General features: G+C 66.7%; 21 protein-coding genes and 1 pseudogene. 8 read left to right on the top strand and 14 right to left on the bottom strand.

What is annotated here, in order from left to right:
• The gene (locus tag AC5JBD_RS04190; RefSeq protein ID WP_495720500.1) at positions 1–288 is read left to right on the top strand and encodes a hypothetical protein; all 288 of its coding nucleotides are present in this window, start codon (positions 1–3) and stop codon (positions 286–288) included.
• Positions 281–1,495 (top strand): phage head morphogenesis protein, encoded by a 1,215-nt coding sequence (locus AC5JBD_RS04195; protein ID WP_495720501.1) that lies wholly within the window; start codon positions 281–283, stop codon positions 1,493–1,495. Before AC5JBD_RS04190 ends, AC5JBD_RS04195 begins: the two co-directional genes overlap by 8 nt.
• A gap of 149 nt (positions 1,496–1,644) precedes the next feature.
• Here AC5JBD_RS04195 and AC5JBD_RS04200 read toward each other — a convergent pair whose 3' ends face one another.
• Positions 1,645–1,842 carry a hypothetical protein gene (locus AC5JBD_RS04200; RefSeq protein WP_495720502.1) on the bottom strand — a complete coding sequence of 66 codons (198 nt, stop codon included), beginning with the start codon at positions 1,840–1,842 and terminating at the stop codon, positions 1,645–1,647.
• 94 nt (positions 1,843–1,936) lie between these two features.
• On the opposite strand from AC5JBD_RS04200, the gene AC5JBD_RS04205 reads away from it, so the two are divergent.
• The 4 genes and pseudogenes from AC5JBD_RS04205 to AC5JBD_RS04220 all read left to right on the top strand — a co-directional run bounded on the left by AC5JBD_RS04205 (position 1,937) and on the right by AC5JBD_RS04220 (position 3,777).
• Complete coding sequence (locus AC5JBD_RS04205) at positions 1,937–2,257, top strand: Com family DNA-binding transcriptional regulator (RefSeq protein ID WP_495720503.1); 321 nt, start codon at positions 1,937–1,939, stop codon at positions 2,255–2,257.
• Positions 2,220–2,741, top strand: a pseudogene (locus AC5JBD_RS04210) (DNA cytosine methyltransferase); the annotation flags it as partial. The gene AC5JBD_RS04205 and the pseudogene AC5JBD_RS04210, both read left to right, overlap by 38 nt.
• 73 nt (positions 2,742–2,814) lie before the next feature.
• Complete coding sequence (locus AC5JBD_RS04215) at positions 2,815–3,162, top strand: hypothetical protein (protein ID WP_495721206.1); 348 nt, start codon at positions 2,815–2,817, stop codon at positions 3,160–3,162.
• A 318-nt stretch (positions 3,163–3,480) separates the two neighbouring features.
• Positions 3,481–3,777 (top strand): DUF1489 family protein, encoded by a 297-nt coding sequence (locus AC5JBD_RS04220; RefSeq protein ID WP_495720504.1) that lies wholly within the window; start codon positions 3,481–3,483, stop codon positions 3,775–3,777.
• A gap of 1 nt (position 3,778) precedes the next feature.
• On the opposite strand, the gene AC5JBD_RS04225 is transcribed toward AC5JBD_RS04220, so the two are convergent.
• The 4 genes from AC5JBD_RS04225 to AC5JBD_RS04240 all read right to left on the bottom strand — a co-directional run bounded on the left by AC5JBD_RS04225 (position 3,779) and on the right by AC5JBD_RS04240 (position 6,537).
• The gene (locus AC5JBD_RS04225; protein WP_495720505.1) at positions 3,779–4,471 is read right to left on the bottom strand and encodes a GIN domain-containing protein; all 693 of its coding nucleotides are present in this window, start codon (positions 4,469–4,471) and stop codon (positions 3,779–3,781) included.
• A gap of 48 nt (positions 4,472–4,519) precedes the next feature.
• On the bottom strand, positions 4,520–5,257 hold the full coding sequence (locus tag AC5JBD_RS04230) for a head GIN domain-containing protein (RefSeq protein WP_495720506.1): 738 nt from the start codon (positions 5,255–5,257) through the stop codon (positions 4,520–4,522).
• 127 nt (positions 5,258–5,384) lie between these two features.
• Positions 5,385–5,918 carry a CarD family transcriptional regulator gene (locus AC5JBD_RS04235; RefSeq protein WP_495720507.1) on the bottom strand — a complete coding sequence of 178 codons (534 nt, stop codon included), beginning with the start codon at positions 5,916–5,918 and terminating at the stop codon, positions 5,385–5,387.
• A gap of 217 nt (positions 5,919–6,135) precedes the next feature.
• Positions 6,136–6,537, bottom strand: coding sequence for a DoxX family protein (locus AC5JBD_RS04240; RefSeq protein WP_495720508.1), 402 nt, complete (start codon positions 6,535–6,537; stop codon positions 6,136–6,138).
• Between the two features lie 109 nt (positions 6,538–6,646).
• On the opposite strand from AC5JBD_RS04240, the gene AC5JBD_RS04245 reads away from it, so the two are divergent.
• Positions 6,647–6,796, top strand: a complete 150-nt coding sequence (locus tag AC5JBD_RS04245) for a hypothetical protein (protein ID WP_495720509.1) — start codon at positions 6,647–6,649, stop codon at positions 6,794–6,796.
• Between the two features lie 9 nt (positions 6,797–6,805).
• On the opposite strand, the gene AC5JBD_RS04250 is transcribed toward AC5JBD_RS04245, so the two are convergent.
• The 4 genes from AC5JBD_RS04250 to AC5JBD_RS04265 all read right to left on the bottom strand — a co-directional run bounded on the left by AC5JBD_RS04250 (position 6,806) and on the right by AC5JBD_RS04265 (position 11,140).
• Positions 6,806–7,873, bottom strand: coding sequence for an NAD(P)-dependent alcohol dehydrogenase (locus AC5JBD_RS04250; protein WP_495720510.1), 1,068 nt, complete (start codon positions 7,871–7,873; stop codon positions 6,806–6,808).
• 106 nt (positions 7,874–7,979) lie between these two features.
• On the bottom strand, positions 7,980–8,318 hold the full coding sequence (gene fdxA, locus AC5JBD_RS04255; protein ID WP_495720511.1) for a ferredoxin FdxA: 339 nt from the start codon (positions 8,316–8,318) through the stop codon (positions 7,980–7,982).
• Positions 8,319–8,343: 25 nt separating this feature from the next.
• Entirely contained in the window at positions 8,344–8,637 is a 294-nt protein-coding gene (locus AC5JBD_RS04260) for an RNA-binding S4 domain-containing protein (protein ID WP_495720512.1), read from the bottom strand.
• A complete protein-coding gene (locus AC5JBD_RS04265; protein ID WP_495720513.1) occupies positions 8,630–11,140 on the bottom strand; it encodes a helicase-related protein in 2,511 nt (836 codons plus the stop codon). The genes AC5JBD_RS04260 and AC5JBD_RS04265 overlap by 8 nt, the downstream gene beginning before the upstream one ends.
• A 214-nt stretch (positions 11,141–11,354) precedes the next feature.
• Here AC5JBD_RS04265 and AC5JBD_RS04270 point away from each other — a divergent pair, with 214 nt between their 5' ends.
• Positions 11,355–12,866 (top strand): M23 family metallopeptidase, encoded by a 1,512-nt coding sequence (locus AC5JBD_RS04270; protein ID WP_495720514.1) that lies wholly within the window; start codon positions 11,355–11,357, stop codon positions 12,864–12,866.
• Positions 12,867–12,888: 22 nt separating this feature from the next.
• Here the strand turns inward: AC5JBD_RS04270 and AC5JBD_RS04275 are convergent, their stop codons facing one another.
• The 5 genes from AC5JBD_RS04275 to AC5JBD_RS04295 all read right to left on the bottom strand — a co-directional run bounded on the left by AC5JBD_RS04275 (position 12,889) and on the right by AC5JBD_RS04295 (position 18,045).
• Positions 12,889–13,701 (bottom strand): PEPxxWA-CTERM sorting domain-containing protein, encoded by an 813-nt coding sequence (locus AC5JBD_RS04275; protein ID WP_495720515.1) that lies wholly within the window; start codon positions 13,699–13,701, stop codon positions 12,889–12,891.
• 170 nt (positions 13,702–13,871) lie between these two features.
• Entirely contained in the window at positions 13,872–15,572 is a 1,701-nt protein-coding gene (locus AC5JBD_RS04280; protein WP_495720516.1) for an ATP-binding protein, read from the bottom strand.
• A 96-nt stretch (positions 15,573–15,668) separates the two neighbouring features.
• A complete protein-coding gene (locus AC5JBD_RS04285) occupies positions 15,669–16,385 on the bottom strand; it encodes a TIGR02186 family protein (RefSeq protein ID WP_495721186.1) in 717 nt (238 codons plus the stop codon).
• A 44-nt stretch (positions 16,386–16,429) separates the two neighbouring features.
• Positions 16,430–17,341, bottom strand: a complete 912-nt coding sequence (locus tag AC5JBD_RS04290) for a sulfite exporter TauE/SafE family protein (protein WP_495720517.1) — start codon at positions 17,339–17,341, stop codon at positions 16,430–16,432.
• Positions 17,342–17,397: 56 nt separating this feature from the next.
• On the bottom strand, positions 17,398–18,045 hold the full coding sequence (locus AC5JBD_RS04295; RefSeq protein WP_495720518.1) for a hypothetical protein: 648 nt from the start codon (positions 18,043–18,045) through the stop codon (positions 17,398–17,400).
• Between the last annotated feature and the right edge of the window lie 270 nt (positions 18,046–18,315).

Raw genomic sequence — 18,315 nt, forward strand, 5'->3', positions numbered from 1 at the left:
ATGGCTAACATGATCGGCAGTCCCCGCGGCGTGCGGCGAGCCTGGAAACGCTTTGCTCTGGACCTTTCCAAAGCCGGCGCGATTCTCCGCGACGCGGGTTTCGTCGCTTGTGACGAAGATCCGGCGGAAGCGGCCGCCTGGCTCGAGGCGGGGCAGGTCCGACGCATCGAAGCCACCTTTTCGGGTGGGTGGAGTGCCAGCCTGAGGGTGGATCGCCGCGGTGCTGGCGTGCTCGTCCAATGCTTCAGCTCTAGTTTCAGGCTTCAGAAGAGTGCTGCCAGTGGCTGAAGTTCCGATCCGCACCGTCATCACCCTCCCGCCGGAGGACACCGTCCGCGCCTTCGACGCGCGCGAGGAGCTGCGTACCACCGTCAAGTGGAGCGAGATGCTCCATGACGAGCACAGCCGCGCCTTCACCGTCGCCAAGGTCGCCAAGCTCGATTTGCTCGAGGACATCCGCACCAGCCTCGCCGACGTCGTCCACAATGGCGGCACCTTCGAGCAGTGGCAGGCGAACCTCATCCCGACACTCGAGAAGGCCGGCTGGTGGGGCCGCGTCGAGGACCGCGAGCTCACCGGCACCAGCCAGCCAATCGTCGTCGGCGCTCGCCGCCTGAGGACTATCTACGACACCAATCTCCGCATGAGCCGCGCCGCTGGCCAGTGGGCGCGCATCCAGGAGAGCAAGGCCCGCTCGCCCTATCTTCGCTACTCGGCCGTCATGGACACCCGCACGCGGCCGCTCCACCGCCAATGGCATGGCACGATCCTGCGGGTCGATGATCCTTGGTGGGACGATCACTACCCGCCGTGCGGCTGGAATTGTCGCTGCACCGTCCAGCAGCTTTCCGATCGCGACCTCCGCAGCTTCGGCTGGGAGGTGTCGAAGGCGCCGCCGCCCTCCGGGCCCGGCAGGCCTTTCTGGCCGGCCGGCGCCGACAAGCCTGTCCTCGTGCCCGCCGGCATCGATCCGGGCTTTGCCTACAATCCTGGCAAGGCGAGCATGGCGCCGATCGCCGAGAAGGCGATCCGCAGCCTCGAGCGCGCCGCGGGCCAGGACGTCAGCGCCGCCCGCGCGGTGCTGCGCGACCTGGTCGATTCGCCGGCCTTCCCCCACTTCCTCGCCCAGCCCGAGGGCGCCTTCCCGGTGGCAATCCTCTCGGCCGACGACCAGGCGCGCCTTGCGGCGCCGGCCCGCGTCGTCGTCCTGCCGGTCGGCGTCTACAGAAAGCAGCTCGCGCATCACCCGGAGATCGGCGTTGCCGAATATCGGGGGCTGCCTGACCTCGTCCACGACGCGCTCGTAGTCATTGCGCTGGGCGAGGAGCGGCTGATCTACTTCCGCGATCGTGCTGGGCGCATGCTGAAGGCGATCGTCCGCGTAGACTCGGGCGAGCCGAACCCCGCGGTGGTCACCTACCACGTTGTCCAGGAGCGCGAGATCCGCCGCGAGCTGCGCCGCGGCACCTTGCTGCTCGACCGGAGGGGCGAATGAGGAGAGGGTGCGACGCACGGTGGGGACTGCCGGTCCCCCACGAAGCCGTCAAAGGCCAGAAGCCTCGAGCTACGGTGGGCAGCTTTACCGCGTCGCGTGCGCCGCTCCGCCGATATAGCGGAGCCGGGTTCGAGGTTCAACGAAGGCGGTCAGTCCTCCACATCGAGCTTCTCCCACACGTCGTTGATGCCCGCATCGACGACAATGTCCTCGGTTCGGCCGATAACTCGAATAATCGTGCCTCCCTCTTGGCGCTCGATGATCGCTCCTACCGTCCGAGGGTTAACGCCGACTGCGCCACCACCTCCAAACTTAAGCTTGAAGTGCACGAGCTTCAGACGTGCCATACCTACTTCCTCCTTTCCATCGCCGCGAGGCGGTGGCCGGGGCGCGCCAACGCCCCTAGCCGGCGGTCACTACCCGCCATGATCCGGCCGATCTATGCCGGAATCACCCCGCCACTCGCGCACGAGCGGGCGGAACGTAGTGAGAACAGACGTGGAGTCGAGTCCAACCGGAGGAGCTGCCAGAGCTCACGGCGGGCCGGCGCTGGCGAAGACGAGCTACCGCTGCGCGAGCTGCGGCGCACTTCTCTTCAAAGCGGCGCCGGCTGCTATTTCAGGAGTAATCGAGATCAAGTGCCGCCGGTGCGGCACCTTCAATTCCATGAGGCCATCGAGCCCTCCCACGACCGCCGATCGAGCGGCTGCGAGGAACCTGCCTTGTGGACATACCTGCCCCCTTCAGCCCGGAGCCAAGTGACTTCCGGGGAATCTCCCTCTGCGCCGGATACGGAGGTCTCGACCTCGGTCTCCACATCGCCGAGCCCAGCTACCGAACTGTGGCTTTCGTCGAGCGGGAAAGCCATGCGGCGGCCGCTCTCGTGGCCCGGATGGAAGACAAGGCCTTGGCTGAGGCGCTTGTCTGGGACGACCTTAGAGCCTTCGACGGCCGCCCTTGGTGCGGCCGCGTTCATCTCGTCTCTGCCGGCTATCCATGCCAGCCCTTCAGCCAGGCCGGCAAACGGAGAGGGGCATCGGATCCCCGCCACCTCTGGCCGGACGTTGCGCGGATCGTCGGAGAGGTCGAGCCTGAGTGGGTCTTCTGCGAAAATGTCGAGGGGCACATGTCCCTGGGCTTTGCCGAAGTCGCCGCGAGCCTTCGAGGGCTGGGCTACACGACAAAGGCGGGCCTGTTCACGGCGAGAGAGGCGGGCGGTAGCCACCGGCGTCGCCGCCTCTTCCTCCTGGCCCACGCCGACCGCTTCGGACGCAGGCTACTTCCCGGATCTGATTCTGCAGGAGGGATCGATCAGGTCGGTGTCTCCGATCGACATCTCGGAGGGCAGCGGCGGCCAATATCCCCTTCGCGAAGCGGCCAGGACTTGGACGGTGCTATGGCTCATCCTGCGGGCTCTCGGATGGCGGGCGGCGACGGCGGGGCACCCCTCTTCGCTCCCGGTCCGGGTGAGCTTCAAGCATGGGAAGAGCTCCTTCATCGGCACCCTGACGCCCAACCCGCAATTCTACGAGCTGATCATGGGATGGCCGATCGGATGGACCGCACCAGAGGAGCAGGTAACGGCGTTTTCAGCATGGTTGCAGCGGTCGCGTGGGCAGTTCTCAAATCTGCTTTCCACGTTCATCGCAGAGCCTGAGGAGGGTTAGCGATGGGGACCGTCTCTCGTCAGAGTTCTGCCGGACCGGTGCTGCATCGAAAGCGAGCGCGAAACTGGCGGTTTTCCGCCCTTCACGCAAAGTCTGACGCAGCCGATCGAGGAACTCTGACGCGACGACGGAAATCCGCGCCTTTTCAGATGCTGCAACAGGCCTTCAGCGAGGTTGAAAGACGCAGTAGGCCAATAATTGTTTGAGAGATGGATCACAGGCCGCTGCGCGGCCGAACCCGCGGAAAAGCGCCACTTGCAGCCCGATATATCCCACTACGGCGCGCCAAATCCCGCCCGGTTTGTCTCGATAGAATAAATGGCCAGTCACAAGCGCGCCGACGAGCTGATCGGCGGCTCGATCTACTGGATCGTCAAGCACCGCATCACCGCCAGGAACCGCATCGTTGGCTTTGCCGAGGGCGAGGACCGGCGGACCATCATCCACCTCGATTCGGAGCTGGTGCCGGTCAAGGCCTTGCCGAAGCGCGCCCACCAAGGCTGGCGCTATCTCGCGCCGAGCGACGCGCCGGGCGATTTTGAAGGTGGTGACGACGGCATCGGCGCGCTCCCGCCGGGCCTGGCGGTGAAGCTTTCGGCGCTGGCGCTGATCTAGCCTAATTGCCGCAGCTGACGGTGCCGGCGCCGCGGTTGGTGACGGTGCAGGCCGGTGTGCCGCCGATTGTCACCTCGCCGGCGCCCGTTGCCGTGATCTTGGCGGCGCGGCGGACGCCGAGGGCGATGGTGCCTGAGGTATCGGCGTTGATCTCGGCATCCTCGCTTTGGAGCGACGCCGCGTCGAGATCGCCCGAGCCGCTGATCGTGGCGCGAATGGTCTTGGCCTGACCGCCGACCGAGAGCTTGCCGCCGCCGAGCAGACCCAAAGTGAGCACGTCCACCTCGAGGCTGTCGATGCCGACGCGGCCGCTACCCTGCACGGCGGCGTCAAACTTCATCGCCTTGACCTTGTCGATGGCGAGGCTGCCGGAGCCGGCTATGGCGGCGGACCGAAGGCCGTGCGTGGAGACGGTCAGCTTTACGCCGCCGCTCTGCTGACCCGGATAGCCGCCCCACGAGGAGCGGTTTGGCCGGATCTTGAGGGTCCGGCTCTGCACCTCGATCGAGACGCGCTCGAGCGCTTGGGTGTCGCCGGTCGCGAGCGCGGACGGCGACTTGCCCGTGGCCAGGGTCACCTGGAACGGCCCCTCGACTTGGATGCGATCGAAATCGGTGACGCTGTAGCGCCGCTCCGCCGCGGCGGCGGGCTGGGCGAGCAAAGCAAGGGCGGCGAGGGGCAGGATCCTGATCATGACCAGGACCATGCCCCCGATTCGTTAAAGCGCGGCTAACCAGAATGCTCAGGCGGTGCAGCGGACCTCGCCGGAGCCGCGTTTGTTGACGTTGCAGCGGGCCGAGCCGCCAACCTCGACGTCGCCCGAGCCGACGATCGAGATGTCCGCAGTCTCGCTGGCATGAATGCGGACGTCGCCCGATCCCGCCACGGAGACGGAGGCGGTGCGCACCTGCACGCCGCCTACATCGATGTCGCCGGAGCCGGCGATCGAAGTCGTCGACTTCTCCGCAGTCCCCGCGGCCTTGATGTTGCCGGAGCCGGCGATCTCGAACTTGGCATCGCGGACCTGCATCTGGCCAATCTCGATGTCGCCGGAGCCGGCGATAGAGGCGGCGAACTTCTCGCCCTGGACGCGGTCGACCTTCATGTCGCCCGATCCCGCCACGGCGGCCGAGCGGATCGCCGGCATGGTGACGAAGATGCGGGTCCTGCCGCGGTCGCCCTTGAATATGCCGGACCAGTCGGAACCTCTCTTGTGACCGATCTTCAGCGTCCCGTCCTCGACCCGGATCTCGAGCCGGTCGAGCACCTCGGAATTGCCTTCTGCCCGCACGGAATGCTGGCCGCCGACGGCGACGATCACGTCCTGCGAGCCGGCCGAGCCGACGGCATCGAAACCGCTGAGCTGATAGCTGCGCTGGGTCATCTCGCCGCCTCCCGAAGGTTCGCCTTCCTGTGCGTTCGCGCCCATGTTGCAGGCGGCGAGCACCAGGGTGGATGTCAGAATTGCTGCCAATCGCATTGCCGGACTCCCTGCTGTATTACGCGCACAATACACGCTGTGGCGGGGGTCCGCAAACGGAAAAAGGCGGCCCGTCGCCGAGCCGCCCTTCCGCTCCCTTGCGGGAATAGGGTGAGGTGAAAGCCGGTCAGCCGACCACCTTCTCCTTGTTGTAGATCGCGGCAGCCTTGTTGAGGATGTCGAGGATCTTGTCGAGCGCGGCGGGCTCGTCGACCTGCTCCATCGCAGCGAGCTCGCGGGCGAGCCGGCTGGAGGCGGCCTCGAAGATCTGACGCTCCGAATAGCTCTGCTCGGGCTGGTCGTCGGCGCGGAACAGATCGCGGGTCACCTCGGCGATCGACACGAGGTCGCCCGAGTTGATCTTCGCTTCATATTCCTGGGCGCGGCGCGACCACATGGTGCGCTTGACCTTAGGCTTGCCCTTCAGGGTGGCGAGCGCCTCCTGCATCGTCTTGTCGGACGACAGCTTGCGCATGCCGACCATCTCGGCCTTGTTGGTGGGGACGCGGAGCGTCATCCGCTCCTTCTCGAACCGAAGCACGTAAAGCTCGAGCGCCATACCGGCGATGTCGGTGCTCTGAAGCTCGATGACACGGCCGACGCCGTGCTTGGGATAAACCACATAGTCGCCAACGTCGAAGCTCAACGCTTTCGCTGCCATTTATTCGCCTTCCTGTGGATTTGGCCGCCAACCATGCCAAAGCGCATCCACCCCATAAGACGCGTTCCAGTCATCCGGTTTGACGGCGATTCTCGTGTGATCACCAGTGCGGAGACGAGCCGTTTCCGCTTCGATGACGATTATATAACAGAAATTAGGACGCGAAGCTAGCTTTGCAGTCTCTGCTCCTGTCCTAAAAGGGAGAAAAGCAGCGCCTTCAGGCGTCGCTTCGGTGCCGATCGAGGCTCCAGGCGCCCGGACCGGCGAACACCAGATAGAGGAAGAAGAAGCAGTAGAGAATCGCCGCGTCCCCGCCATTGTTGACGGGGAAGAAGTTCTGCGGCGCATGGGCATACCAATAGGCGACCGCCATCGTGCCGGAGGCGAGAAAAGCAGCCGGGCGGGTGAACAGTCCGATCGTGATCAGGAGACCGGTGACAAGCTCGATGATCCCCGCGTAGGCGCCGAGGCCGCCGAAGCCCAAACCGGAGCCGGCATTCTCGCCCGGCGGGAAGCTGAGGAATTTCTGGGTGCCGTGCTCCATGAAGATGAGGCCCGCGACGATGCGGGCAATGCCGAGCACCCGCGGCGCCCAGGCCGTCAGCCGAACAGGATCCATGAAGTCGCTCCCTTCAGGTTGTAGCAGCGGCGGATCATGGTTCGATCCGGCCGATGCTGCAACCGGTGCGACCCCGACGAGTTGCCGGAGCTTAGCGAGGAGCGGATATATGTCGCTGGACGACGAGATCATCGAAACGCCGGATGGACCGATGACCTGGGCGCAATGGAAGAAGAAGCACCCGGTCCAGATCCCCTCCCGCCGCACCAAGGGCAAGGACCTGCCGGTCAAGGTCAAGCGCTTCACCGACGAGAAATGAGCGTCCGGATCAGGCGGCGCTCTTCAGCGACTGCATGTCGATGACGAAGCGATATTTGACGTCGCTCCTCGCCATCCGCTCATAGGCCGTGTCGATCTCCTGGATCGGGATCATCTCGATGTCGGCGGTGAGGCCGTGCTGCTGACAGAAATCCAGCATCTCTTGCGTCTCGGCGATGCCGCCGATCAGCGAGCCGGCAAGCGCGCGGCGGCGCATGACGAGGTTGCCCACCGACGGCGCCGGATGCGGCGAGGCCGGCACGCCGACCAAGGTCATCGTGCCGTCGCGCTTCAGCAGGACCAGGAAAGCGTCGAGGTCATGCGGCGCCGCGACCGTGTTGAGGATGAAGTCGAAGCTGCCGCGATGCGCCTTCATCTGCTCCTTGTCGCGGGAGACGACGACGTCGTGCGCGCCGAGGCGGAGCGCATCCTCGCGCTTGTCCGGGGTGGTGGTGAACACGACAACGTGCGCGCCCATCGCCGCGGCGATCTTGACGCCCATGTGGCCGAGGCCCCCGAGCCCGACAATGCCGACCTTCTGGCCAGGGCCAACCTTCCAGTGCCTGAGCGGTGAATAGGTGGTGATCCCCGCGCAGAGCAGAGGCGCCACCGCGGCAAGATCGGCTTCGGCGTGGCTGACTTTCAGGACGAAGTCCTCGACGACGACGATATGATCGGAATAGCCGCCGAACGTATGGCCGCCGAGCACCTCGTCCCGGCCGTTATAGGTGCCGACCATGCCGGTGGTTTCGCAATATTGCTCCTCGCCTTCGGCGCAGGACGGGCAGTGGCCGCAGCTGTCGACCATGCAGCCGACCGCGGCCACGTCGCCGACCTGGAACTTGGTCACTTCGCCGCCGACTGCGGTGACCCGCCCGACGATCTCGTGGCCCGGGACACACGGGTAGAGGGTGCCTCCCCATTCGGAGCGGGCGGTGTGGAGATCGGAGTGGCAGACGCCGCAGAACAGGATGTCGATGACCACATCCTTCGGCCCGGGATCGCGCCGGTCGAAGCTGAAGGGCGCCATCGGGCTTTCCGCGGACTGCGCGGCGTAGGATTTCGCTTTGGTGGGCATCGGGACCTCGGGACGGAGGCGGCGTATCGCCGCAGTCACGCGGATATAGGTCGCGCTCGGCCTGCCGCCACCTCTGCTCCGAAAGTTGATGCGCCTTTTTGGGCGATCAGTCGCCCTGGCCGGGCTCCGGCGAGAAATATTTGTCGAACTTGCCCTCTTCGCCCTTATGCTCATCGGCATCCTCGGGGGAGGGCCGCTTGCGGGTGAGATTGGGCCATTCGGCGGAGTAGGTGGCGTTGACCTCCAGCCACTTCTCGAGACCGGGCTCGGTATCGGGCAGGATCGCCTCGGCCGGACATTCCGGCTCGCAGACGCCGCAGTCGATGCACTCGCTGGGATTGATCACCAGCATGTTGTCGCCCTCGTAGAAGCAATCGACCGGGCAGACTTCCACGCAGTCCATATATTTGCAGCGGATGCACGCTTCGGTGACGACGTAGGTCATTTGCTTCTCCTGAACGGCTTACGCCCTAGTCCCCGCCCGCTTCGCTCGTCAACGGGGTCTCAGGAAGCTCGGTGTAGAGGGTGCGTGCCTCGGCGGGCGGGCCGCGGCGGGAGGGGATCGCCTCGACCCGGATTACCCGGATGCGGCCGTGGACGGCGAAGCTCAGCACATCGCCGACCTTCACCGGCGCGTGCGAACGGTCGACCGTGCGGCCGGAGAGGCGCACGCGGCCGCCCTCGGCAAGCGTCTGGGCGAGCGCGCGGGTCCTCACGATCCGCGCAAACCAGAGGAACTTGTCGAGCCTCAGGCTGTCAGCCACGCCTGAGGCCCGCCAGCGCAGCGAAGGCGTGCGATGGGTCGGCCGGCGCCTGCGGCCGCTCGCGCACCCTGCCGCGCCACACCCAACCGGCCTCTCCCGAGGAGGGGCGGAAGCCGACATCCTTCAGGAGCTTCGCCAGCGCCTGCGGCTGGAGGCCAAGCGAGGTCACCAAAGCCTCGTCGACCACCTGCGCCTGCTTCCCCGCGCGCGCCTCATGGGCGTGCTTTGCGAGCCGCTCCGCCATGTCGACGCGGAGCATCTGCGGTCCGAGCGTGCGGAAGCCGAGCCGGGTGAGGAGATCGCGAGCCTTGTCGTCCGGCGTCGGCAGGACGACGCTCGATTCCGGCGGCATCGCTGGCATCGGCTGGCCGGCCGCGGCGGCTCGGAGGGCCGCGCGCCATCTCCGCGCCTCGGGCCGGAGCACTTCGGGCATGAACAGGTCGAGCGCGCCGATGCGGATCCTCAGCTTGGAGACCCGTCGCCTCTGATCGCGGTCGAGCTGGGCCAGCGGCTTGGCGACCGCCTCGCGCGCGACGATGCCGCCCTCGTCCACCAGCATCGCCAGCACCGACCGGAGTGCCGGGGTCGCACCCGGATCGTGGGTCGCCATTCCCGCCACGCGAAGGTGGCCGAGCCAGCGCTCGATCTGGTGGGCGACCCATAGCTTCAGCCGCTCGATCGCCGCTTCCTTGCCGCGCGGCGACAGCCGCTCGAGGCGCTGGTCGAGCAACACGCGTGGCGAGAGCAGGTTCTTGCCGGGCCCGAGCCGCGCCACCAGATGCCCGCGCCAGAGGATGGCGACCGGCCGGTCGGCATCGGTGGCAAGCGAGAAATTCTCGTCACTGTCGGCGACCAGCGCCTGTGCCCGGCGCTCGAACTCGCCGCCGAGACGGCGCTCGGCGGTGGCGAGCAGCATCTTGCGGTCGGAGTGGCGAGCGGTCGGGTCCACCTGGAACTCGAATCCGTCCAGTCGGCCGATCGAATAGCTGCCGACGCTGACCTCGCCCTGCTCGTCGATCACGACCGGGAACTCGCCGGCGCCCTTGCCGACATCGCGCATAAGCACCGACGTGCGGCGGTCGACGAAGCGCTGGGTGAGCCGCTCATGCAGCGCGTCGGACAATTTCTCTTCGACCGCGCGGGCGCGCTCCGCCATCTCCTCGGGAGCTGCCAGCCAGTCGGGGCGATGCGCGATATAGGCCCAGGTCCGCACCCCGGCGATGCGGTCGGCGAGCGTGTCGATGTCGCCTTGGACATTGTCGAGCCTGGCGACCTGCTCGGCATACCAGCCCTGCGGGATGCGGCCATTGCCTTCCGTCAGGTGGACGTAGATGCGTGCAACGAGGCGGGCGTGATGGTCGGGTCCGGTCTTCCTGAAATCCGGCAGGCCGCACGCCGCCCAAAGGCGCCGCACGCGCTCGAAGCCGTTCGCCCGCTCCCGAACCTCCGGATCCTCGGCCAGCCGCTTCAGCACGGCGAGGTCGATGGCTTCCGGCGCCGGGCGGAGGCCGGGCCTGTCGGGCCGCCGCTCGAGGCTGCGGATCAGCGCATCGACGCTGCGGAAGTCCGGATCGCCCTCGCGCCAGTAGAGGAAGTCGAGCGGCGCGAAGCGATGCTCCTCGATCGCCTCCACCTCCTCCGGGCGGAACTCGGCGCTGAGCTCGCCTTCCAGCGTCAGGCTGCCGAACGTGCCGTCGCGCTGGTGCCGCCCCGCACGTCCGGCGATCTGCGCCATCTCCGCCGGAGTCAGCCGCCGCCGCCGCCTGCCGTCGAACTTGCTGAGGCCGGCGAAGGCGACGTGGCTCACGTCCATGTTGAGGCCCATGCCGATCGCATCCGTCGCGACGAGGTAATCGACCTCGCCGGCCTGATACATCGCCACCTGCGCATTGCGCGTGCGAGGGGAGAGGGCGCCCATCACCACGGCGGCGCCGCCGCGCATCCGGCGCAGCATCTCGGCGACGGCGTAGACCTGCTCCGCCGAGAAGGCGACGATCGCCGAGCGCGGCGGCAGGCGGGACAGCTTCGTGGGGGCGACGTAGCTCAGGGTGGAGAAGCGCGGGCGGCCGATAATCTCCGCCTTAGGGAGCAGCGCCCGCACCATCGGCGCCAGCGCTTCCGAGCCGAGGATCATCGTCTCCTCGCGGCCGCGTGCGTGGAGCATGCGATCGGTGAAGACGTGGCCGCGCTCGGGATCCATGCCGAGCTGCGCCTCGTCTAGCGCAACGAAGGCAAAATCGCGCTCCATCGGCATGCTTTCCGCCGTGCAGAGGAACCAGCGCGCATCCTTCGGCAGGATCTTCTCCTCGCCGGTGATCAGCGCGACCTGCTTCTCGCCCTTGAGCTTGACGACGCGGTCGTAGACCTCCCGGGCGAGCAGCCGCAGCGGGAAGCCGATCATGCCGCTGGAATGAGCGCACATGCGTTCGACCGCCAGGTGGGTCTTACCCGTGTTGGTCGGCCCCAGAATGGCCGTCAGCGGCGCCCGGGCGTAATCGCTCATGGACTGAAGATCGGGCTTCGGGCGAGAAAGCGCAACAGCTTAGGCTAATCCGGGGAATGGGCTCGGCTCATCGGGAAGGACGGCACGTCCTGTCCCGTTCGTTCCGCCTTGGAACCGACGTTAACTTTACTTTTACCAGCTTCTCCCACAGTCCTCGGGCCGGGCGCGGGACGTGTTTCCGCGGCGGGTTATTCGGGGCTGCGGGGGCTCAAGCGTGTATCAACATCGGGATTTCAGCGTCGGCGCGGGCGGCGGGGCAACGGCCCTGAGCCTGGAGCACGCGCTCCTTCGCCCGGCCCCGCTTCCTACTTTCCGCGAGCGGACTGCCGACCTGCGCGCCCGTGCCGGCGAGATCGACCTCATCGTCGATCTCGGCGTCCGGATCGGCTCGCGCGAATGGTTTCGCGGCCTCGGCACTTGCCTCGCATTATGTTTCGCGACCTACTCGTTCGCGCCGGGCTTCGACGCCATAGCCGGCGTCTCGCCGCCGCCGCTCGCCGATGCGCAATGGGAGGAATCTCGCGCGCTCGCCATCGCTCCTCTCGCTTACGGCGCCGACACCGGCCGCCGCATGGCTGCAACCGACGCGGTCGTGCCGCTCACGGAGATGCCGGAGCGGCCGAGTGTCGACCTGCTCGCGACGATCGGTCAGGGCGACGGCTTCACGCGCGTGCTGGAACGCGCCGGCGTCGCCGCCGCGGAAGCTTCGAAGATCGAGGCCATGGTCGCTGAAGCCGTGAATCCGGCTGACCTCAAGCCTGGCACTGTGATGGACCTGACGCTCGGCCGGCGGCCGAACCGCAACGTCGCCCGGCCGCTTGAAGCGCTGTCCTTCCGCGCCAGCCTCGGCCTGAGGCTGGAGATCCGCCGACTGGACGGAGCCCTGGTCCTGAACCGCGTGCCGATCTCGATCGACGAGACGCCGCTCCGCATCCAGGGCCGCGTCGGCACCAGCCTCTACCGCTCCGCCCGCGCCGCCGGCGTGCCCGCCAAGGCGGTGGCAACCTATATCCGCACCCTTGCCGCCCAGCTCGACATTGCCGGTCTCGACGAGGATGATCGCTTCGACATCATCGTCGAGCATCGCCGCGCCGCTACGGGCGAAAGCGAAAGCGGCGCCCTGCTGTATGCGGGCCTGGAGCGCAGCAGCGGCAAGGACCTGAAGATGATGCCCTGGGAACAGGGCGGCCGCACCCAATGGTTCGAAGCCTCCGGCGTCGGCAAGGCGAGCGGCATGCTGCAGCGGCCGGTGCCGGGCTCGGTTTCTTCCAATTTCGGCCTGAGGCGCCATCCGATCCTCGGCTATACGCGCATGCACAAGGGCATGGACTTCCGCGCCGGCTACGGCACGCCGATCCTCGCGGCCACCGACGGCCGCGTGTCGCGCGCCGGCTGGGCGGGCGGCTACGGCAAGCAGGTGCGGATCAGCCATGCCGGCGGCCTCACCACCAGCTACAGCCACATGAGCCGCATCATCGCCGACGCGGGAAGCTACGTGAAACAGGGCCAGCTGATCGGCTATGTCGGCTCGACCGGCCTCTCGACCGGGCCGCATCTTCATTACGAGCTTTATCGCAACGGGGTGGCGATCAACCCGGCCTCGGTGAAGTTCACGATGCGCTCGCAGCTCAGCGGCGCGGACCTCAAGGCGTTCAAGTCCAGGCTGGACAGCTTGCTGCGGCTCGGGGCGGGTGGCGCCGCGGCAAATGCCGCAGGGGTTCCCTGAGCAAAGCTGCGAAACTGCCGCTTCAGGCGGCGGCGAGCGCGACCTTGCGCTGACGGCGCAGCGCCCCGCCGAGCAGGCCAAAGCCGCTGATCATCATCAACCAGGTCGCCGGCTCGGGAACGACCGCGAGATCGTTGAGCTTGAAGCCGTCGATCTTGCCGTCCTTGTTCGCGAAGCTCGCGCCGATCAGCCAGACATTGCCCCATTCGAGGTTCGGGTTGATGAAGCGGTGGTTGCTGGAGCTCCCGCCCAGGGACTCGTAGCTGCCGTCGAACAGGCTGTTGAGGTAGCCCTCGGTCTTGCCGTCCAGGTTCAGCGACTGATTCCACAGGGTGTCATAATTCCACCCGTGCATGATCGTCGCGTCGCTGTCCTTCGTCTTGCCGAGCACGCTGTAGGTATTGAACGTGGCGCTGATCAGCGCGACCGGCGCGTTGAACTGCAGCATGAAGAAGTCCTTGCGGCCTTCATTGTCGGCGGTGTGCTGGTTGCTGCTGCCGCCGTCATCGTCGCCTGAGATGATACCCAAGCCACCGTCATAGACCATCAGCTTGGAGTCGCGAACGTAGTTCGCGTAGACGTCCCTGCCGTACTTGTCCCTGCCGGTCTTGACCTTCTCGAGGCTCCAGGCGGTGACGCGCACCTGAACGGTGCCGAAGTCCGGTGACGTCGCGCTGTAGTAGCGGGCATTGCCGTCCTGAACGTTGTTGTTGCTGCCCTTCGTAAAGTCGAACATGGCGACTTCGGTGCCGTTGAAGATGTAGGCCGCCGATGCAGGGCTCGCCGCAGCGAACAGGAAAGCGCCGGCGATCAGCCGAAAAGCAGTCGAACCCATTATTCCCCCCAGAAATCGGCTCTACCGGCCCCGATGCGCGGCGAGCGATAAAAGGCGTGTCACAGCGCCGTGGGCAGAATAGTCGATTCAGAGGTGAGTCGGCAATTGCGATTTCTTAATAGTTGTCCGGAAATGCGACAGATCCCAGCCGGTGAACTTTATATTCCAGCTCAGCGCCCCTGGGCGCGCCAGCGCTTGACGACGCGGGCGACCATCGCTTCCTCCTCGCCGCTCTGCTTCCAGAGTTCGGAGAACATCGGGTCGGACGAGGCTGGGCGACGAGCTTGTTCGAGGTCATCAAAGGCGACGCGGATCGGGATCGACACGCCCTCGCCGCAGACGATGCACTCGCGGTTGCGCAAGGCGGGGATCACGTCGAGGAAGCCGCGCGCGCCTTCCGGCATCGCGGCCTTTACGAAATGCTGGTCGCGCTCGTTGTTGAGGCGCATCGCGATGATCGTGCCGCACTGCGACAGCACGCCTTCCGCCAGATCCGACGGACGCTGCGTGATGAGGCCGAGCGACACGCCGTATTTACGGCCTTCCTTGGCGATCCGCTCGAGGATCTTGCGCACGGCCTGGCCGCTGGAGGTCTTGTCGGCGGGAACGTAGCGATGCGCCTCCTCGCAGATCAGCAGCACTGGCCGCTGGAGCTCGTTGCGTGACCAGATCGCATAGTCGAAGACGAGGCGGGAGAGCACCGCGACCACCACAGAAGTGATGTCGGACGGCACGCCCGACACGTCGACGATCGAGATCGGCTTGCCCTTGGCGGGCAGGCGGAAGATCTTGGATATGAACGCGGTCATGCTGTCGGCGACGAGCATGCCGGAGAACATGAAGCTGTAGCGCGGATCGGCCTTCAGCTCGTCGATCTTGGTCTTGAGCCGCATGTAAGGCGCCGTGTCCGTCGCCTTGTTGAGCATCCCCATCTCGTTCTGGATGGCGGTGCTGAGATCGGTCAGCGTGTAAGGGATCGGTGAATCCACCGTCAGCTTGGTGAGCCCCTCGGCTGCCCGGTTCTTCGACCGGGCAAGGAGGAGGCATTTTGCGAGAATATCGGCATCCTGCTGCCGGTCGGCGCCTTGCGAGGTCAGGATCACCTCGCAATGCTCCTCGAAGTTCATCAACCAGTAGGGCATGGCAAGGTTGTCGACGTTGAACAACTCGCCATAGCCCTTGAACGCGGCCGAATATTCGCCGTGCGGGTCGATCATCACGATGTGGCCCTCTGGCGCCATGTCGCAGATGCGGTGCATGATGAGCGCGGCGGAGGTCGACTTGCCGGTGCCGGTTGATCCCAGCAAAGCGAAGTGTTTGCCGAGCATGGCGTCGACGTAGAGGGCGCCGCGCACGTCCTTGGTCGGATAGACGGTGCCGATCTCGATGTGGGCGCGCTCGTCAGCGGCGAACATCTGCTTCAAGTCATCGCCGGTGACCGGGAAGACTCGGTTGCCGGGGATGGGATAGCAGGTGATGCCGCGCTTGAAGTTGACCAGCTTGCCGCTCTGCTCATGCTCGTCGCCTTCGCCGAGGAAGTCGATCTCGGCGAGCACGACGTCGCTGCCCTCGCCGGTCTTGAGGTTGCGCACGTTGGCGAGGAGCCAGCGTTTGCCGACCTCGAGTTTCACTTGACTGCCCACCTGTCCGGAGAGGGCGACGCTGGGATCGGGATCCTGGCCGAGCGCGCGAAGCGCCGCGCCGGCCACCTGGATGCGGGCGCCGCCGCCGGAAATCTCGATAACTTCGCCAATATGCGCATGGCGCTCCGTCCGCGGCTGCGCGATCGCGGGCACCGTGGGCGCGGCGCGCTCGGGCTGGCCGGCACTCTCGTCAGCCTGAAAGCCGAGCGGGTTCAGCATGTCGGTCATGGCGGCGTCTCTTCCCGTGATTGCCCCTGGGTCGACCGGAACCGCTAAATCATAAGGGTAAACAACCCGTTCGACGCGAGCTGCGGCGCCGGAGCTTCAGGTGCGGCGGCTGAAGATCGCGCTCGCGCTCCAGCCGAGGAAGAGGGAGACCAGAACCGCGAACAGGCCGTAGGCGAGCGACCAGTCCTCCGCTGCGTCCGCCACGAAGCGTTCAAAGCCCAGCTTCTCGATATGGATGTCGCGGATCGCTGCGGCGAGCACCTTTCCGTCCTTGATGAGGAAGGTCTCGGCGGTATAGTCACCGACCGGCACTCGCGCGGGGATGCTGAGCCGGGCGCGGTAGAGCACGCCTTCGCTGATCTCGACGCCGTCCGGATCCTCGAAATAGAGCTGCCGCCGCTTCATCAGGTCGATCAGCCCCGCCTCGAAGCGCCTCTGCTCCTGCGGCGTCGAGCCAGCGCCCGGCGAGAGCTGGAGGTTGTCGACGCCGAGCTCGTAAATCGCCGCGATGCGGTCATCGACCAAATCGGGAAGCGGACGGGATGATGCCACCGCGTAAAAGGAGGGGGCGGAGCGGAAGCGCTCGCTCTCAACGTTCATCCAGATGCCGGCGACCTTCTGCTTCTCGCGCACCACGATCGGCTCGACCGGCCCCTTCAGCACCACGACGATGTCAGCGGGATCGCTCGGCACCCGCCCGCCCGGATAGAGGATCGCGCCGAACAGCAGCAATTCGGCACCGGTGAAGCTGTAGCGTATCTCGACCTGGCGCTGCGACACGTCCGGCACGAGCTTGGGCTCCGCCTGCGCCATCAGCAGCGGCAGCATCAGCAGCATGAGGAGGGCGCGCAGCCTCGTCACAGATCCTGCACCGTATAGATGTCCGGCGGCCGCCAGCCGAGCTCGAGGGCCATCCGGGCGGCGACGCCGAGCACGAGGATGGCCAGGAACATGCGCAGCATCTCCGGCTTCGCCTTCTGCGCGAAGCGGGCGCCATATTGCGCGCCGATGACGCTGCCGAGCAGCAGCAGCCCGGCGAGCACGATGTCCACCGACTTGGTCGTGGTGGCGTGGATGATGGTGGTCGCGGCAGTGACGAACAGGATCTGCATCAGCGAGGTGCCGACGACGACGCTGGTCGACATGCCGAGCAGATAGATCATCGCCGGCACGACGATGAAGCCGCCGCCGACGCCAAGCAGGACGGTCAGCATGCCGGCGAGGAAGCCGAGCACCAGCGGCGCCAGCGGGGAGATGTAGAGGCCGGACTGGTAGAAACGCCACCGCATCGGCAGCATCGCGATCACCGGGTTGCGCCGCCTCGCCGGCTTCTTGCGGGGACTCGGCTTGATGATGGCGAGCGAAGTCGCTGCCTCCTTTGCCATCAGCAGGCCGATCGAGCCGAGCAGGAGCACGTAGAGCAAGGCGATGGCGGTATCGATCTGCCCCGTGTCCTGGAGCAGGCGGAACAGCCCGCCGCCGGCCAGCGCGCCGAGCATGCCGCCGGCGACCAGCACCCCGCCCATCCGATAGTCGACCCCCTTGCGGCGCCGATGCGCCATCACGCCGGAAACGCTGGCGCCGGTGATCTGAGTGGTCGAGGACGCCACTGCGACGGCGGGCGGGATGCCGTAGAAGATGAGGATCGGCGTGGTCAGGAAGCCGCCGCCGACCCCGACCATGCCGGTCAGCAGGCCGACCACCGCGCCGAGGCCGACGATCACCAGGACATTGACCGACAGGCCTGCAACGGGAAGGTAGATGTCCACCGCCGGAAACTAGCCGCGGAAGGCAAGCCAAGGGAACCCGCGCCGGGACAGGCGGCTCAGAAATCTGTGGAGAGGGTGAGAGCGGGACCGGAGCCGGGCGCGGCGTCGCCGGCGACGCGCATCCGCCACTCGGCCGAAATCCGCACGCCGCCGCCCAACGCCGGCAGCCGGTAGGACGCCTGAGGCCCCACGTCGAGGCGCGACACGCCCGGCTGCACCGCGCCCCAGGCGCCGAGCCCGACACCGACATCCGCCGCCACCGGCACGCTGAGACGCAGCGCACCATCCGCGAACCCGTCGCGCGACCTGGTCCCGACGATCCCCGCCTGCGCGTAGGCATCGAGCGTCATCGGACCGATCACCGGCTGATCGCCGACCCCGCCATGAGCAAGCAATGCGAAGGCCGAGCGTGCCTCCCGCCCGATCGCCTGCCGCCGCTCGGCCAGCAGCCGCACCGGCAATGCCCGGATCGGCTGAACCTCGACCCCGATCGCCGCCTCGGCTCCCTGCATGTCGTTCAACGGACTGTAAAAGCGCCCGGCCAGCAGGAGTCCGTCCCGCAACGCATAGGTGATCCGCGCTCCGGCCTGGCTGCCGCCCAGCGTGCCGCCGGGTGCGAGTTGCCGTCCCTCGCCGCGGCGGACCAGCGCCCAGGCGGAGATTGACCAGCGGCTCGGCAGGAGAGGGTGCTGAGCGGTTCCCATCGGCGGTAGCGGCAGGCTTGCGGAGGTCCGGACGCTGCTCGGCGCGGTAGGAAGCGTGGGCCGCTCGGACAAAGGAATATCATTCCCCGACATGTCTGGGAGCTGGAGCGACGCCTCTCCCCGTCCAGCGAACTCGTCACCCCGGCGAAAGCCGGAGTCTCGTGGAGATCCGCCGTGACTTCCTGTCCCGAGATCCCGGCTTTCGCCGGGGTGACGAGTTGGCATGACCAGCAGCTTCGTCGCTTCCTGCCGAGGCCACGGCGCAGGCGA

Source organism: Allosphingosinicella sp. (genome assembly GCF_059502505.1).

Bases quoted from the DNA above. Each gene is read 5' to 3' on its own strand.
- AC5JBD_RS04190 (WP_495720500.1), top strand. From the start codon at position 1: ATGGCTAACATGATCGGCAGTCCCCGCGGCGTGCGGCGAGCCTGGAAA.
- AC5JBD_RS04200 (WP_495720502.1), bottom strand. From the start codon at position 1,842: ATGGCACGTCTGAAGCTCGTGCACTTCAAGCTTAAGTTTGGAGGTGGT.
- AC5JBD_RS04205 (WP_495720503.1), top strand. From the start codon at position 1,937: ATGCCGGAATCACCCCGCCACTCGCGCACGAGCGGGCGGAACGTAGTG.
- AC5JBD_RS04220 (WP_495720504.1), top strand. From the start codon at position 3,481: ATGGCCAGTCACAAGCGCGCCGACGAGCTGATCGGCGGCTCGATCTAC.
- AC5JBD_RS04225 (WP_495720505.1), bottom strand. From the start codon at position 4,471: ATGATCAGGATCCTGCCCCTCGCCGCCCTTGCTTTGCTCGCCCAGCCC.
- AC5JBD_RS04230 (WP_495720506.1), bottom strand. From the start codon at position 5,257: ATGCGATTGGCAGCAATTCTGACATCCACCCTGGTGCTCGCCGCCTGC.
- AC5JBD_RS04235 (WP_495720507.1), bottom strand. From the start codon at position 5,918: ATGGCAGCGAAAGCGTTGAGCTTCGACGTTGGCGACTATGTGGTTTAT.
- AC5JBD_RS04240 (WP_495720508.1), bottom strand. From the start codon at position 6,537: ATGGATCCTGTTCGGCTGACGGCCTGGGCGCCGCGGGTGCTCGGCATT.
- AC5JBD_RS04245 (WP_495720509.1), top strand. From the start codon at position 6,647: ATGTCGCTGGACGACGAGATCATCGAAACGCCGGATGGACCGATGACC.
- AC5JBD_RS04250 (WP_495720510.1), bottom strand. From the start codon at position 7,873: ATGCCCACCAAAGCGAAATCCTACGCCGCGCAGTCCGCGGAAAGCCCG.
- fdxA (WP_495720511.1), bottom strand. From the start codon at position 8,318: ATGACCTACGTCGTCACCGAAGCGTGCATCCGCTGCAAATATATGGAC.
- AC5JBD_RS04265 (WP_495720513.1), bottom strand. From the start codon at position 11,140: ATGAGCGATTACGCCCGGGCGCCGCTGACGGCCATTCTGGGGCCGACC.
- AC5JBD_RS04275 (WP_495720515.1), bottom strand. From the start codon at position 13,701: ATGGGTTCGACTGCTTTTCGGCTGATCGCCGGCGCTTTCCTGTTCGCT.
- AC5JBD_RS04280 (WP_495720516.1), bottom strand. From the start codon at position 15,572: ATGACCGACATGCTGAACCCGCTCGGCTTTCAGGCTGACGAGAGTGCC.
- AC5JBD_RS04285 (WP_495721186.1), bottom strand. From the start codon at position 16,385: ATGGCGCAGGCGGAGCCCAAGCTCGTGCCGGACGTGTCGCAGCGCCAG.
- AC5JBD_RS04295 (WP_495720518.1), bottom strand. From the start codon at position 18,045: ATGGGAACCGCTCAGCACCCTCTCCTGCCGAGCCGCTGGTCAATCTCC.